General features: G+C 39.8%; 13 protein-coding genes. 9 read left to right on the top strand and 4 right to left on the bottom strand.

All coding sequences use genetic code 11. The annotated features are described in order from the left end of the window. Positions 1-258 precede the first annotated feature (258 nt). The 4 genes from queE to H6571_06130 all read right to left on the bottom strand — a co-directional run bounded on the left by queE (position 259) and on the right by H6571_06130 (position 3,239). Positions 259-894 (bottom strand): 7-carboxy-7-deazaguanine synthase, encoded by a 636-nt coding sequence (gene queE / locus H6571_06115; protein ID MCB9323301.1) that lies wholly within the window; start codon positions 892-894, stop codon positions 259-261. A 126-nt stretch (positions 895-1,020) separates the two neighbouring features. Then, positions 1,021-1,278, bottom strand: a complete 258-nt coding sequence (locus H6571_06120) for a hypothetical protein (GenBank protein MCB9323302.1) — start codon at positions 1,276-1,278, stop codon at positions 1,021-1,023. Between the two features lie 233 nt (positions 1,279-1,511). Further along, the gene (locus H6571_06125) at positions 1,512-2,072 is read right to left on the bottom strand and encodes a hypothetical protein (GenBank protein ID MCB9323303.1); all 561 of its coding nucleotides are present in this window, start codon (positions 2,070-2,072) and stop codon (positions 1,512-1,514) included. A gap of 99 nt (positions 2,073-2,171) precedes the next feature. Then, positions 2,172-3,239, bottom strand: coding sequence for a ketoacyl-ACP synthase III (locus tag H6571_06130; GenBank protein ID MCB9323304.1), 1,068 nt, complete (start codon positions 3,237-3,239; stop codon positions 2,172-2,174). A 413-nt stretch (positions 3,240-3,652) separates the two neighbouring features. Between H6571_06130 and H6571_06135 the strand changes: the two genes are divergently transcribed. From H6571_06135 to recQ, 9 genes are all read left to right on the top strand, one after another. Then, positions 3,653-4,279, top strand: coding sequence for a response regulator transcription factor (locus H6571_06135; protein MCB9323305.1), 627 nt, complete (start codon positions 3,653-3,655; stop codon positions 4,277-4,279). Next, positions 4,266-7,409 (top strand): hypothetical protein, encoded by a 3,144-nt coding sequence (locus H6571_06140; protein ID MCB9323306.1) that lies wholly within the window; start codon positions 4,266-4,268, stop codon positions 7,407-7,409. Before H6571_06135 ends, H6571_06140 begins: the two co-directional genes overlap by 14 nt. Positions 7,410-7,995: 586 nt before the next feature. Then, on the top strand, positions 7,996-8,580 hold the full coding sequence (locus tag H6571_06145; GenBank protein ID MCB9323307.1) for a Crp/Fnr family transcriptional regulator: 585 nt from the start codon (positions 7,996-7,998) through the stop codon (positions 8,578-8,580). Next, on the top strand, positions 8,581-10,161 hold the full coding sequence (locus tag H6571_06150; GenBank protein ID MCB9323308.1) for an amidase: 1,581 nt from the start codon (positions 8,581-8,583) through the stop codon (positions 10,159-10,161). Between the two features lie 190 nt (positions 10,162-10,351). Then, entirely contained in the window at positions 10,352-10,933 is a 582-nt protein-coding gene (locus H6571_06155) for a Crp/Fnr family transcriptional regulator (GenBank protein MCB9323309.1), read from the top strand. An 89-nt stretch (positions 10,934-11,022) separates the two neighbouring features. Continuing rightward, positions 11,023-11,655 (top strand): hypothetical protein, encoded by a 633-nt coding sequence (locus H6571_06160; protein MCB9323310.1) that lies wholly within the window; start codon positions 11,023-11,025, stop codon positions 11,653-11,655. A gap of 131 nt (positions 11,656-11,786) precedes the next feature. Beyond that, positions 11,787-12,176, top strand: coding sequence for a hypothetical protein (locus H6571_06165; GenBank protein ID MCB9323311.1), 390 nt, complete (start codon positions 11,787-11,789; stop codon positions 12,174-12,176). Positions 12,177-13,070: 894 nt separating this feature from the next. Beyond that, positions 13,071-13,715 (top strand): class I SAM-dependent methyltransferase, encoded by a 645-nt coding sequence (locus H6571_06170; protein ID MCB9323312.1) that lies wholly within the window; start codon positions 13,071-13,073, stop codon positions 13,713-13,715. 133 nt (positions 13,716-13,848) lie between these two features. Beyond that, positions 13,849-15,966 (top strand): DNA helicase RecQ, encoded by a 2,118-nt coding sequence (gene recQ, locus H6571_06175; GenBank protein ID MCB9323313.1) that lies wholly within the window; start codon positions 13,849-13,851, stop codon positions 15,964-15,966. Positions 15,967-15,980: the final 14 nt, after the last annotated feature.

The raw sequence follows: 15,980 nt of genomic DNA on the forward strand, positions 1-15,980 counted from the left end.
AGGAATTGAAGAAGAGTTGGTTTTAAAAAAACCAACTAAAAATGCACGTAAACACTTTACTGGTTAATTTTTATGCTATGAGAGTTGTGAATTCCATATAAATGTTATATTTTTCGGTCGAATTCAAGAATGAAATTATTTACTTCGATATAAATAATTAAGATTTAACATCAGAGAGAGCGCGTTTTTGGGACTCTGCACCATTAGTGGATGCAGAGTCTTCTTTTTCAGAAAAGATTAAAAATGGACCGGGCGAAATTATTCAATACCCAATATTTTATGAACCTGTATGCTCATGTTCCACTGCGGGTGCTCCAGGCAATATGCTAAAGTCAATTGGGTATTTTCAACAAGATCTGGGCCGTCCATTGGCTGAAGATAGAACCTGGAAAATTGAAGATGGGTAAATTGATCCGGTTGGGCTTCTTGCTCTTTCTGGGGAAACACCAGCTTGAGTTCATCTCCGGAGGTGATGACCAGTGCTGCCCCGGCTTTTGGACTTACGCAAAGCCAGTCGATCCCGCGAGGTGGTTTTACCGTGCCATTGGTCTCTACCGCTACTTCTATATTTTTTTCATGGAAAGCATTGATCAAAGTTTCATCCAGTTGCAGCAGGGGTTCTCCGCCCGTGCAAATCACCAAAGGTTTACCGGCCCGGCCAACAGGCCAAAGCGACAATACCTTTTGCACCAGAGCCGCTGCTTCGTACTGCCCCCCGTTATTTCCGTCAATACCTACGAAGTTCGTATCACAAAACCGGCAAACAGCCTTGTGGCGGTCGGCTTCCCTCCCACTCCACAGGTTGCATCCCGTAAAGCGGCAAAAAACGGCCGGCCGGCCGGCCTGTGCGCCTTCCCCCTGCAGACTATAGAATATTTCTTTGACCTTATACAACGATTAAAGACTTATTTTAATGGCATGAAAAAAAAGGCAGCGTATGGGCAAAATTGAATCATTATTTTTTTGCCCATACCCTGCCTTCACCTAACATATGGTTATCAAAAGTGTTTAGACAACCACTTAATTTATTATTTGTTTTCTTTCATCTTCCTGGTTCGGGGTGGAGTAAATAATCTGTTCGTATTTTCTCAATAAATTGGCTTGTTTCTCTGCAATTTTATTTAATAGCACCAAATCCTGTTCTAAAATTTCTTCCTTTTTTTTGCTGTTTTTAAAAAATGACAGGTTTTTTCGTTTTTTGTTTATTTCCAATATTTTATGAACAGTTTGGCTTAGTGCATATTTGGTACGCAGAAATTTTTTCTTAATTGGTTGCATAGTTGGTTAGGTATTTTAGTCGGGTGTAAATGGTCTTTGATCTTCAAAACAAATAAACAAAAAAGAAATATAATAACAAAACTTAAATTCCTGAAATAACCATGGAAAACTTCGACATATTAACAAAAACCAGGGAATACTGGTTGAATTAAAATGCATTTTTTTTAATACCCCAAGATCTGGTTACTCACACTTTAAATGAAGGAGAAGCCCCCCACCCCATTCACGGGTTATTATCTATCCTTGTGATTCCCCCCTTTTTCCTTGAGTTTTGCCACTTCTTCAGGGGTCAGTTTCCTGGTCTGCTCGGAAATTACCTTTTGTTTGCTTTTCTCTTCCGCAACTTCTTTTTCTTTTTGTGCCTCAAAATAATCCAAAAGATTTTTGATCTCCAAAGGTTTCCTGTTCAAATTACGGTGGTAAGTAATGATGACAAACTTAGTCATAATATCAGGGTCATACAGGCCGAGAGTGTTGAGGTATTTGGAAAAACGTGATCCCCCATAAAAACCCCAATTGTGCATGATCCACCTTCCCAAGCTGAAATGTAATTTAACGGCCGCCGCCTCTTCGGGCATACTCCTGAATTTGGCTTTCGAATCGTCATCGATCAGTTTATTCAATTGAATAAAGGCATCCGTCAAATCTTCGGGAATATAAACCCCGAACAGCATTTCCTGGGAGACCCTCCGCTTATAGGCTTCTTCAAAATCTTTCTCCCCGGAAGGAGGTTGAGCCCACAAAGAGGTTAGATTCACCAGGGCAAGGAAAAAAAACAAAAATGTTCTGATCATATAGGGATCTTGTTGTTAAAAGCTTTTGAATAAAAAAGGCTTCGGGCATAAAACTCAATATTTCACGCCTTTATTATAAAGAGCATTCAAATTTTTTAACTACCACCTCAACAAGGCAGACCCCCAGGTAAACCCACTTCCGAAAGCAGCCAGGCAAACCAGGTCTCCTCTCTTGACGGCATCGGATTCGACGGCCTCCGCCAGAGCAATAGGGATGGAAGCTGCCGTAGTATTTCCGTATTTCTGGATATTGTTCCATATTTTTTCATCAGGCAGTTTGAGTCTTCTTTGAACAAAAGTGCTTATCCTCAAATTAGCCTGGTGGGGAATGAGCATATCGATGTCTTCGGTAGTCAGATTGACCTTGGTCAAGGCCTCATTGATCACTTCCGGGAACTTGGTTACCGCAAATTTGAATACAAACTGGCCATCCATATCCGGATAAAGCAGGCCTTTATCCAACATATTCTGGTTCATAAAAATTTCACCATACTCCGCATCAGAAAAATCATAATCTATTGGCGCTTCCAGTTTATCATTGTGATAACCGCCATGAGCCCCCGGGCTGATAAAAGCGAGTTTTTCGGCATAGGTGCCATCAGAATGCAAGTGGGTAGTCAAAATACCCTGGTTTTCCGCTTCAGTGGGCTGAAGGATTACAGCACCGGCCCCATCGCCAAAAATCACGGTGACGTTTCTGCCTCGGGTAGAAAAATCCAATCCCATTGAATGCACCTCAGCTCCTACTACCAAAATATTTTTGTACATCCCTGTTTTGACGAATTGATCCCCCACGGATAATCCATAGATAAAACCGGAACATTGGTTACGAATATCCAGTGCTCCAGCCTCCATCCCGGTAATACCAAGTTCTCTTTGCATCAGCACACCACATCCCGGGAAAAAATAATCCGGACTGAGGGTAGCAAAAATGATAAAGTCAATATCCTCTTTCTGAATTCCGGCATTTTCAATGGCTTTTCGTGCCGCCTTGGCTCCTATGGAAGCTGTGGTTTCCTTATGCTTTTCAGCATACCTGCGCTCTCTGATGCCAGTACGTTCCTGTATCCATTCATCTGAAGTATCCATCACCTTTGCCAGGTCGTCATTGGTGACTACCTTTTCCGGCACGTAATACCCTATTCCCGCAATTTTAGTTCGCAACATATTCTTAGCTTTAAAGAAATTATTCAACGGGGATTTGAATCCCAACACCTTTCGGAGAACGGGCCCACTAAATAATCTCGGTTAGGTAAAAACACAAAATCAATACTCTCTTTCAGCCTGCACAAAATCAGGAATTTAACCCGGTTTTCAAAATCAAAGTCTTTTTTATTCTTAGAAAATTGCGATTGAAGTCAAACATCCCTATTTTGCAGAAAATTTAGCATTTGCTATCCCTTTTCTACCGATTATCAATCTCCGTATTACTCAACCTCAGTTTTATTTTTACATCGATTTCAGTTATCAGGCAAAACATACGATTTACCTTTGGTAATCGTTTTTATTCAATGCCATGCAATCTTCCCAAGTCGCCACGAAATTGGAAGATAACAGATTGTATGATTAAATAAACAAAAATGATTCATTTGGGTATTATTGAAGACGAAACCTCGGTCAGGGAAAATCTTCAAATATTTTTCAACGAGCAAGATGATATGGACGTCGTTCAGACTGCCGGATCGGTAGAAGAATTCCTCGAATCTTTCCCTGCCGGATCAACGCTGAACACCCTTTTGCTCGACATCAGACTTCCCGGAGTTTCGGGCCTGGAAGGAATGCGCAATATCAAATCTATCGCCCCTGATGTTGATATTATAATTCTATCCGCATATGATGATTCGGATACCATTTTTAAGGCGATTTGTGCAGGGGCCATATCCTATATTTCCAAAAGGACGGAACTCCCCAAGATCAAGGATGCCATTATTACGGTAAACCGTGGCGGTGCTTATATGTCCCCCAGTATTGCCAGGAAGGTTTTTGATCACCTGGGGCCACAGCCTAAAAAGGAAGGGGATGTGCTCACCCCAAGGCAACAACAAATCGTCCAGGGCCTGGTAGACGGGCTCAGTTATAAAATGATCGCCGACAAGTACATCATTTCCGTGGAAACCGTAAGAGACCACATCAAAAAAATCTATAAAAAACTCCAGGTAAACAGCAAGGCAGAGGTTATCCGAAAGAAACTTGATGGAGAATTTTAGCATGAATAACTTCAAAAAAATATTGACTTTCAGCCTTTGCTGGCTCATGTTAACCACGGCATTGTCCGCCCAGGTAACTACGCTGGAGAGTGAATACTTTTCAGTCAATGACGGATTATCCGAGCGGCAGATCAATGATATATTGCTCAGCAGGTATGGGCTCATCTGGCTGGCGACCGATCGTGGGCTCAACATGTTCGACGGTTATTCCTTCCAGACTTTCATCTCCAACGAAAATGACTCCACCGCTCTGTCCATCTCTGCCAACCAGGTCGAACGGCTGGTGGAAAGTGAAGATGGAAACATTTTCATTCTTTACAAAAACAATATTTCCTTTTTTGACGTCTTCAATCCGCGTAGTCTTAAAAATAAAAAGGTTGAGTTGCACCCCAAACGAGGCATTAAAGGAGTACCAAAGGCCATTACTTTCAATGCAAACGGTAGAATTTTCATACTCACCAGCAATGAAATTTTTGATCATATCTACACCTACGAAACCGAGACGGATTCCTTTAAACTCGTTACACGGCTAAAAGGCCTGAAAAGTCCGGAAGAGCAGGGAGCCACCATCCAGATGCTTCCCATGGTAAACGGTTTCTTTTTCATTAACAACAGTTCAGGTGGCCTCAAACTCTATGATTCCGGAGGTAATGTGATCAAAAAATTCAACCTTGAAGATTTTCACGGTTTAGACATAAATGCTCTTTATCCCAGGCATACCTACTTTATCCACCAGGATAAACAATCCAGGGTCTGGCTTTCCTTCAGCAACAATCCCGGCGTTTTTATTTTCAATCCCATTGAGCTGGATTTCAACTTGGTGGGTCAACTGCCCGAAGGCAAATTTTTTACCAAAATATGGGAAGACCAGCTTGGCAATGTGTTACTGGCCCAGACAGCCTCCGCCGGCAATCTTCCCACCGTGGAAAGATTATTTTGTATCAACGCCTCCGGCAACCTCGTCGATTTTTCCCACCTCACAAGTGCGAGCAACAATATTATCAGTTGTGCCGCAAAAGATTTTTTTAAGACGGTCTTCTTTGGCATTGATACGGGATTAAAAATTGTACGGAACAGCCGGACAAAGATCAAAACTTTCCTCGCCAAAAACCTGGACCAGGACAGGCGGGGAGCTATTATGAGAGGAATTACTTCTGACGGCGAGAATTACGTTTATTTTGCCAATGAACTCAATCACTGGTATGCTTTGGATTTGAATACCGAAAAATTAGACACGCTGCAGCTTACCGATGAAATCACCGGGAAAGCCATTTCGTTTTCTTTTGCTAATAACCTGATTTACGACAAAAGAGGTTTTCTGTGGGGAGGAGGTATTAACAATGAAAAGGGGATCTTATTGAAATACGATATTGAAAATTGTACCACCAGAAAATACGAATACCCGGACGATATCAAGAGCCTGATGATGGATTCAACCGGCATTTTGTGGATAGGATGCCAGGACAAAAAAGGGACGGGATCGCTGATCAGATTTCTCCCGGAAGAAGGACGTTTTATTGGTTTTTGGGACCTGGAAGGGAAAAATCCGTTTGAAGACAATTTTCCCAGGTTCATCACCAAAGCCCGCAATGGAACCTTATGGATCGGAACCAACAAAGGATTGTTTAATATCAATGAAACCGATCTCACTGTAAAGGGGTATAATTCAATTGGCGGAGAAAATAAATTAACCCTGAATAATGACGTGGTGCTGGTGATCCATGAGGATACCCTTGGAAAGATCTGGATCGGAACTCAAAAAGGGTTAAATATTCTGGACCCTGTTAATGAAACCATTACCTATTACACCCAGGAAAACGGACTGGCCAGTGATATTGTCTGCGGTATCATCCCGGACGACTTGGGAAATTACTGGATCAGTACTTTCAACGGGCTATCCTATTTTGACACCAGGGAAAAATCATTCAGAAGTTTTTTCGGAGCCGACGGTTTCAGTAATGACGAATTCAATATTTTCTCTTACTTCAAGGACCATAAAGGTCGGTATTATCTCGGAGGAGTTAACGGTATGAACGCCTTTTATCCCAATGACCTGCTGATCGAAAAAGACATCCCCAAACCGGTACTCACCAAAATCACCCGATACAACTCCTGGGATGACAGCCTCTACACCATGGTAGCGGATATTTTCGATCTGAACGAACTTGTTATTAGTCCCTATGATAATTACTTCAGTTTTGATTTTGCCTTGCCCATTTACGACAACAGCCGGAAGAATCAGTTCAAATACTTCATGGAAAATTATGATAAAGACTGGATTTTCGCAAGCACCAATCACACCAGCCGTTATAATAAATTACCCGCCGGAAAATATATTTTCCATGTTAAAGGCGCTGACCCCAATGGCAACTGGAGCAAAGAAAGCACTCAGATCAATATAGTAGTCAAGCAAATTTTTTATAAAAAAATCTTGTTTATTGTTACGATATTCCTGCTCTTTGTCCTGGCTACTTATCGGATATTCCAATATCAGGTGGAGCAGAAGCTAAGGGTTGAGCGACTCAGGGCTAAGCTCTCAAGTGACCTTCATGATGAATTGAGCGGCCTCCTGACCGGCATTGCCATGCAAACGGATATGTTATCCCTGGGGATTAAAGAAACGAACCTAAAAGACCGCCTCAAAAAAATAGGCTCAGACAGTCGGACTGCCCTTTCGCGTATGAATGACGTCATTTGGTCGGTGGATTCCAGGAAAGACAAGGTTGAAGAACTCATCATCCGTATGCGGGAACATGCCGATGAAATCCTGCTGCCCATCGAGATCAGTTACAAGATCAGTACGCATAAACTGGACCTCAATCAAAAAATGAAGGGGCGAATCCGGCAAGATCTCTATTTTATATACAAAGAGATCATCAATAATGTAGCAAAACACTCCAATGCTTCCCAGGTAAAGATTGACCTGCGCAATAACGGACAAATATTCAAAATGGTGATCAGCGATAACGGGCAGGGCCGCGGCAATAGTAAAGCAGCTCCGAAAAGCGGGCAAGGGATGAAGAATCTTAAGATGAGGGCCCAGCATCTCAACGCCCAGCTGACTTTTTTGGAAGACAACGGGTTTACGGTTATCCTTTCTATGCAGAAATTTTTAAAATCATTAAACTAACCGCGTTGCACCGATGCCCTATCCCACCCTATTCAAAATCCGGAATCTGCCAAATTCATGCCGGAATCTAAATAAACACTTCCTTTCCTTTTTTAAAAAAACCATCCCTGGAAAATAAAAAATTTAAATACCCCATCTTTATGGGGTTTGATGCCCCCTATACTCCACTTATCTTTGTGTTGCATTGTAGAGAAAACGGATTGTTTTTTCATTCTGTTTTTTCTCTCTCATGGTTAACACCAAAGTATAGGATTGAATAAAGCTAAACTCCAGATTTTGCCCGGTCTACGCCGGGCATTTTTTTTTGTGCCTAAGTCAACTCCTTTAGAGCTTTTCTAAATTTACAAATTACCCGTAATCACAAGTTTATCGAAAATTGATTGGCTTTTTCGTTTTGAAATAATGAAAACTTTTGATTTTAAACAACAGAAATATAAATTAGACCTACTCTAATTTTACCCACTTTGAATAGACGAATTACCCCGAGTATAAAAAGTCGGAAGGAGGATGAAGGGCTGGAAGATAAAAAAGTAAATAAAAATGTAAAATATTCCCATATAACTACGCTACCTGTAAACAAGGCTAAATGATGACAGAACAAATAGCTAATGAAATTAATAAGGTGTTGAATCTTTCTCCATCTTTACTGAATGGTTTTTGGGAAAAACTAAAACCATTGACAATACAAAAAGGGAGTTTTTTCTTAACTGAAGGTGAATCCTGTAGAAATATAGCCCTGATAATTAAGGGGGCATTTTATTCCTATTACCTAAAAGATGGAAACGAAATTATTGAAGACTTTTGTTTTGAAGGATGTTTCCTTGCCGACTACCCTGCATTTATCAACAGTACAGAATCACATAAAAACTTCAGAGCATTGGAAGATTCGCAACTTCTTATTATTTCAAAGGAAGAATTGGAAATGCTATATCAATCAAACCCGAATTATGAACGAGCAGGCCGATTAATTGCAGAATATTTATTTACCAACTGGGAATCAAAACTAAGAGATACGATTTTTTTATCACCTACTGAACGATATAAAAATTTGCTCAAAACACGTCCTGATATTTTACAAAGAGCACCTCAATATCATATTGCAGCCTACCTTAATATTACTCCTCAGTATTTAAGTCAAATCAGAAAAAAAATCATTTCTGAAACTAGTTGAATGAAATTGGATAAATCTGTTTCTAATTTTGCATTTTATTTTAAAGCATTTCAGATGAAACAGGTTTATTTAATTTTATTATCAACCCTTTTTACCGGACAAATTATGGCGCAAAATTCAATTATATTTTGTTCAGCAACAGAATTAGCTGAAAAAATAAAAACCAGAGAACTAAGCTCTTTTGAAGTAGTTGCTGCATTTATTGCACAAATCGAAAACCAAAATCCAACCTACAATGCCATTGTTTTATTGAACAAGGAAAATGCTCTTGAAAAGGCAAAACAAGCTGATTTAGCTATTGCAAGTGGTGAGTACTGGGGAAAACTTCACGGCGTTCCAATTACCGTAAAGGACAATTACAAAACAAAAGGATTGACAACTACTTCCGGATACCTTTCGTTAAAAGAGAACGTGCCTGGAGAGGATGCCGAAATAGTAAAATTGCTCTTGTCCGAGGGCGCAATAATCATAGGAAAAACAAACCTTTCTGTATTAGCAATGGATATGCAGGCCGATAATCCTATTTTTGGCAAAACCAACAATCCCTGGGATACAACCAAAACCAGTGGCGGTAGCAGTGGTGGCTGTGCAACAGCTTTGGCAACAGGAATGACACCATTATCTTTTGGGAATGACCTGGCTGGTTCAATCAGAATTCCTGCGGCTTATTGTGGCGTGTATGGGTTTAAACCCTCATTTGGTGTTGTTTCTATTCGGGGAATTCAAACAGATCCTAAAGAGAAAGTAAACGGCTTACATTCACTTGCTGTTGGCGGTCCATTAGCCCGGAATATTAATGATCTGGAATTGGCTCTACAAATCATTGCACAAACTACAAATGAAGACAGAAGGCTTATCCCATTAAAAGAACATTCTGATGCGATTGAAATAAAAAGTTCAAAAATTGCATGGACGGATGAATTTGGTGAGGTACCCGTTGATGATGAAATTAAAAAAGCAATAAAAGAGTATGTTGATAAATTAGAAAAAGCGGGAGCTACGGTAGTGAAGACTACACCTGAATTAGGCTTTTTCCAGGCGTGGAAAACATGGGGTAGCTTTGTTGGAATGCAAGGTGGGTATAATACTTCAAATTTTACCAAGGGGATGGGCTTACCTTTCACAAAAGGTGTACTGAAAAATGTTCCCATGCACCAAAATATCGTTAAACCGACTTCAGTAGAAAAGTATATGATAGCCCTGAACACTCAGGATAAAATGATTACTGAAATGGAAAATTTCCTGAATGATTACGATGTTTTTATTTGTCCGGTAAGTGCGATAACAGCTTTTAATCACCATAAGCCAAGTAAATCATACGGTAACTTTAATATTTATAATACACCTTTAAAAGTCAACGATACTGATATTCATTACTATATGGCTACACAAGCTTATACAACACCTTTTACTTTAACTGAAAGCCCCGTTTTGTCCATCCCAATAGGATTGAGTGAACAACAGTTGCCTATAAGCATTCAGGTAGTAGGCAAAAGATACGAGGATTTTATATTATTGCAAATGGGAAAAATTTTAAATAAATATATTGACAAAATTGATTACCCGTTAAATAAGAATTAAAAAACGATACAAAATAATTGAATGCCAGCGGATTGGTTTATTAAATGCGAGTTTCGGTGGTTATCGAAGGTTTATGACTCGTAAAAAGATCGGTGCAAACTTGGAAATCGTCCCGTAATCCCGTACAAAACCATCCCATAAACCGTTATGGGAAACATTAAACCGCACACAACTGAATAGCTAAAAGACAATGGACGACTTTAAAATATTCAAGGACTTCCTGAAAGATGTTTCCTTTCTCACTGAAAAGGACTGTTCATTATTTGAACCGTATCTGAAAACAAAAAACTACCTATCCAAAGACTATTTTTTGAGCGAAGGAAAGGTCTGTCACGAAATAGGGTTTGTAAACAAGGGGTGTTTCAGAACCTTTTATCTTTCAGACGGGAAAGAAATCAATACGCATTTCACTTTTGAAAATGAATTCGTAACAGACTATGACAGTTTTTTACAAAGTAAGTCAAGTCGATATTTCATTCAGGCACTGGAAGACGCTGAAATTGTAACATTCAATTTAACTGCTCTGCAAGATGCTTATAACCAATCGCAAAATTGGGAACGCTTTGGCAGAATGATAGCAGAACAATCGTATAAGCTAACGACCCAACGAGTTGAAAGTTTTTTATTCTTAGACGGTCAACAACGCTATCTTGACTTACTAAATAAACAACCTCACATTCTCGACCGAATACCGCTCTACCATATTGCTTCCTATCTGGGACTTGAAAGGGAAAGCTTAAGCCGGCTAAGAAAAAAAATTGCCCGCAAATGATGATTGTAACATTTATCAATTTTTTTCCCTTATTGTAAGCGGAACTTTGCAGTATAAAATTAATTATTTCACTAAAAAAAAGTTTCAAAATGAAAGAGGTAATTTTTTCTGTTACTGCAATAGCTATAATGATCATGACAGGTTGCCGTTCTTCAAAACAGGTAATCGTTCCGCTTAACCAATCCATTGAATTGGACGATACCTACACCATTATTTGGAATGGTATCAGTGAGGCCTACCGATACGAAAACGGACAATGGTTACGTGCCGAAAGTTACGACTACCAATTTGACGTCGTTCAAAAACGCTACGATAAGCATTGGAAATCTGTTAAATCACTTCATCGTATCCACCCAGACTATGATGGCAAGGCGGGCGACAGAGACCAGACTATGTATTTTGAAGTTGATTACAAAAATCTGGTTGACCAAAAAGTAGAAGCAGTAATCAATTCATCATTGGGTAATGGAACGGGAACAACAGATAACGAGTTTCGTCAATCCGTTTTGACAATGTATGTTCCAAATGCAAGTAAATTTATGCCATATAACAAATTCAGAATTACTCAACACTACAATTACGAAGAAGGTTTGTTGACGGAAACCGTTGAACTAATAAAAGAAAAAGACGGTAAGGACATTCCATTTATGAAGAACCAAGAAACGGCTTTGATTTTCATTAAAAGTAAATTAGAAAGAGCTCCTACAACTTATAAACAATAATTGTTTTGACAAACGAAGCGAGAAAAATAAGCGGTTACAAGACCTGCATTAAAAAGAATTTCTTATCAATAATACTTCCCTTGAATTATGGGCAATCAGAAGCAACAGAATTATTAATCAAAATAAAAATTATGAACTTTTTCAAAAAAACAATTTTACCGATTTTACTGGCTACAATCTGGATAAGTATATCTGAATTTGTGAGGAATGAATTTTTAGGAAAAGGATATTGGACAACCCATTACGAAAACCTTGGACTTACATTTCCTTCTGAACCAATAAACGGTGCTCTTTGGGGAATTTGGTCTTTGCTTTTTGCAATAACTATTTTCATTATTTCGAGGAAATTTTCATTAATCCAGACAACTTTTCTTTCCTGGTTTGTTGGTTTTGTCTTAATGTGGGTGGTGGTTGGAAATATGGGCGTTTTACCGTTGGTACTTTTATATATTGCGGTTCCTTTAAGTTTATTAGAAGCGTTTTTAGCCACATTAATTATCAGCAAATTATCAGCAAATTAGTAATATTGTATTCAAAACGGACAAATTATATTGAATAAGAACTGAAAATTGATAGCGATAATGCTCAATTATTTGCAGACCCGTTTGATTTGAAAAATTGAAACAAAGGAGATTATTTTTGTTACATGGTATTAATGGTAGAAGGTCTGTTTATAAATTGGCACTTAAAAGTAGTTTCAGAGCTTGTCTAAAATTCCATCAATTGGCTGCAAGCGGCAAATTTCATCCTGCTCTGCGTTAAAAAGCCTCGCCTTACCTTCCAGGTATGCCTGCGTTTTTTGCCTTGATCAGAATAAAATTTGCTCACTTTCGCTCAATCATGGAAATTTAGACAAGCTCTCAAGGATGGTAATCTATTTCAACTTCATCTTAAGTTGAAAAATTGTGCTTCGAAATCGCCTTCATTTTCATAGCCAATCGGCTAGCAGTCATTTTAACAAAATTCATTGTAATAGTAGGCATTAATACTTTTTTGAAAAAAATATCTAAAATATTTTGGTGATAAAAGAATTGCATTTAATATTGTAAACTAAACATTATGTATATGTAGTTAATATATGTTCTCTTTTATATTCAAAAGTAATTCTGGGACTGGCTTTTATCTCAGATAAAATCAGGCAAGGAGAAACAAAATATATCACTGCAAAGATTATTTCGGAATTACTGGATATTAAAAGCAAAAGACCTGATGAACCTAAAAATGGGGTAACAAAGACACTTAATATTGTTAAAGACATAATGAAAACAGTTTTGAATAAAACAACCTTAAAAAATATTCTGGATAAGAGTAATTTTTTTGGTCATATCTAAATATACGAAATATATAGTTTGTAGGTTTGTAGGTTTGTATGTTTTAGGATTTATATAACAATAGTCACAATTAAAGTACAAAATATGTCCATTTTTTTAAAAGCAACCCAAAGCGGATGGTATCCTGAATTTCTCTATCCAGTGGTAGATTCAGTTTTGGCCAATCCAGAGTACAAACTAGTTTTAGACATTGGAACCGGGCCGGGAACACTCCCACAAATGTTGATAAGCAAAGATTCTGGTTTACGTATAACCGGCATCGACATAAGCAGGGCCATGATAGATGAGGCACGAAGAAGTGTTTCACACAAAAATGTATCGTTCGAATATCAACAGGCCAAAAAGCCGCTTCCGTATGCAAGCCAGCAATTTGATGCAGTGACTTTTTGTTCCGTTCTGTTCCTGGTTGACGACAGCATTAAAACCATTTTAATGAACGAAGCCATGCGCGTTTTAAAACCCGGCGGAAAAATAATCATCCTAACTCCATCAGGAATGAAGCCAATCTTATCTTCTTTTATCGAAATGTGGGATTATCGTTTTTCAATTTACAATTTTACTTTCCCGATTTGGAAACTAGCCACCACAGGAGGAGCCAGAAAATGGCAACGACAAAAGTGGTCGGAAAAATATGCTAAAGAAAATCAATTGAATTACAGAACAACGCTTACGTTCAATAACAATGCAACCATAGAAATAATTTCAAAAAGTTTTACAACTGGGATTTGACCCCTTCCTCATGCTTTTTCTTCTTCTCAACCGTTTACAACCGGCTACAACCGTTTACAAACGACATTAATCGGCTATTATACGGATAGTCGTGCGGCACTCCTTATCTTTGTGATGAAATTAAACATCGCACATGCAATCTTCACCAAAAGACATATTAAAAAAATACTTCGGCTACGATCAGTTTCGTCCCCTGCAAAAAAAAATTATCGATACGGTTTATGAAGGGAAAGACGCCCTTGTACTCATGCCTACCGGAGGAGGTAAGTCGATCTGTTACCAGATTCCTTCTATTGGATTACCGGGAACAGGCATTGTGGTTTCGCCCCTGATTTCTTTGATGAAAAACCAGGTGGACGGGCTGCTGGCCAATGGAGTGAAAGCTGCTTATTTAAACAGTTCTCTCAGCATGCCAGAACAAAGATCGGTGGAAGATGATTTTTTTAACGGCAACCTGGACCTGCTTTATGTGTCGCCTGAAAAGATGATCTCTGCGGATATGAATAACCTGTTGAGCAACGTAAAGATCAACCTTTTTGCCATAGATGAGGCCCATTGTATTTCTTCCTGGGGGCATGATTTCCGTCCGGATTATACCATGCTGAGTTTTATCAAAAAGCGTTTTCCTCAAATTCCGGTGCTTGCCCTCACCGCTACGGCCGACAAGATCACTCGCAACGATATCATTAAATTACTCGCCATTCCGGACGCGGCACAATTTATCGATTCTTTTGATCGCCCCAACATCAGGCTGGAAGTACGCCCGGGGCAGCGGAGGCGCGAACAAATCATCCAGTTTATAAAAGAAAGGCCCAGCGAATCAGGTATCCTTTACTGCCTGAGCCGGAAAAGCACGGAAGAGTTAGCCAATAAGCTCCGACAGTCAGGGATCAATGCAGCACCTTATCATGCCGGCTTAAGCGCTGCCGAACGCACCCGGGTCCAGGAGGAATTCATCAAAGATGAAATCCCCGTTATTTGCGCCACCATAGCCTTCGGTATGGGCATCGACAAATCAAATGTCCGGTGGGTCATCCATTACAATATGCCCAAGAATATCGAAGGCTACTACCAGGAGATCGGCCGTTCCGGGCGGGATGGTACCGATGCACGTGCTTTATTGTTTTACAGTTATTCGGATGTGATGATGCTTCAGGATATTATCACCCAAAACGGCAGCGAAAACGAGGATATACAACTCTCAAAACTGGACCGAATGCGCCAATATGCGGAAGCCCAGGCCTGCCGGCGAAGGATACTGCTCAATTATTTCAATGAAAGCCTGACCACCGATTGCGGCAATTGTGATGTCTGTGAAAATCCTCCGCAGCGGATTGACGGTACGGAGATCGTTCAGAAAGCACTTTCGGCTGTTTACCGGTTAAAGGAAAGTGTCGGTATGGGCATGCTCATTGACGTACTGAGGGGCAGCGGAAAAAAAGAAATCTTCCAAAAAGGCTTCAATCAAATCAAAACTTATGGAGCCGGGCGGGAAATCCCCTATCCACAGTGGCAAAATTTTCTGCTCCAGATCCTCAACCTCGGTTTTATTGAAATCGCTGCCGATCAAAACAACGTGGTTAAACTGACCCCTTCGAGCCACAAAGTGTTATTCGATGGAGAAAAAGTGGAGCTGGTACATCTCCAAACCATTAAAAAAATGCAGGAAGACCAAAAAAGACAAGCCAAAGAACCTACCAAAAGACAAAGGGCCAGAAACGAGCTTTTTGAAGTTTTGCGGCTGTTGCGCCGAGATATTGCCCTCAAAAAAGGGCTGCCTCCCTATCTTGTATTCACCGATGCTACGCTTGAAGAAATGGCTGCCACCTATCCGGTCAACACGATGCAAATGGAGCAAATATCAGGAGTGGGCGAGCAAAAGCTCAACTTATACGGAGATATTTTCCTTGATGCCATCCGGGATTTCATCAATCAAAACGCAACTTCTTTTACAGGCTCAACGACCCTACTCACCCTGGAACTTTTCAACCAGGGCCATGATATAGCTTATATTGCAGAAAAAAGAGGGCTTAGTGAAGCCACCATCGAGAATCATCTTTCCAAAATCATAGAAGAAGGCGAGGCCATTGATACCAGTCGGCTCATCACCGCAAAGGAAATAGATCGGGTAAAAAAGGCCAAAACCTATGTAGAAGACCCCGGCTTGAAACCTATTTATGAATACCTGGAGGAACAGATCAATTACAGTAAAATAAAAATCGCGCTGGCCATCCTTGCCAGGGAGTCTTAAAAAAAGAACCACCT

It is taken from the genome of Lewinellaceae bacterium, from assembly GCA_020636105.1.
Lineage (GTDB): Bacteria > Bacteroidota > Bacteroidia > Chitinophagales > Saprospiraceae > BCD1.

Coding starts and splice junctions, on each gene's coding strand:
- H6571_06150 (MCB9323308.1), top strand. CDS start 8,581: ATGAAATTGGATAAATCTGTTTCTAATTTTGCATTTTATTTTAAAGCA.
- H6571_06155 (MCB9323309.1), top strand. CDS start 10,352: ATGGACGACTTTAAAATATTCAAGGACTTCCTGAAAGATGTTTCCTTT.
- H6571_06130 (MCB9323304.1), bottom strand. CDS start 3,239: ATGTTGCGAACTAAAATTGCGGGAATAGGGTATTACGTGCCGGAAAAG.
- H6571_06160 (MCB9323310.1), top strand. CDS start 11,023: ATGAAAGAGGTAATTTTTTCTGTTACTGCAATAGCTATAATGATCATG.
- H6571_06170 (MCB9323312.1), top strand. CDS start 13,071: ATGTCCATTTTTTTAAAAGCAACCCAAAGCGGATGGTATCCTGAATTT.
- H6571_06135 (MCB9323305.1), top strand. CDS start 3,653: ATGATTCATTTGGGTATTATTGAAGACGAAACCTCGGTCAGGGAAAAT.
- H6571_06125 (MCB9323303.1), bottom strand. CDS start 2,072: ATGATCAGAACATTTTTGTTTTTTTTCCTTGCCCTGGTGAATCTAACC.
- H6571_06145 (MCB9323307.1), top strand. CDS start 7,996: ATGATGACAGAACAAATAGCTAATGAAATTAATAAGGTGTTGAATCTT.
- H6571_06120 (MCB9323302.1), bottom strand. CDS start 1,278: ATGCAACCAATTAAGAAAAAATTTCTGCGTACCAAATATGCACTAAGC.
- recQ (MCB9323313.1), top strand. CDS start 13,849: ATGCAATCTTCACCAAAAGACATATTAAAAAAATACTTCGGCTACGAT.
- H6571_06165 (MCB9323311.1), top strand. CDS start 11,787: ATGAACTTTTTCAAAAAAACAATTTTACCGATTTTACTGGCTACAATC.
- H6571_06140 (MCB9323306.1), top strand. CDS start 4,266: ATGGAGAATTTTAGCATGAATAACTTCAAAAAAATATTGACTTTCAGC.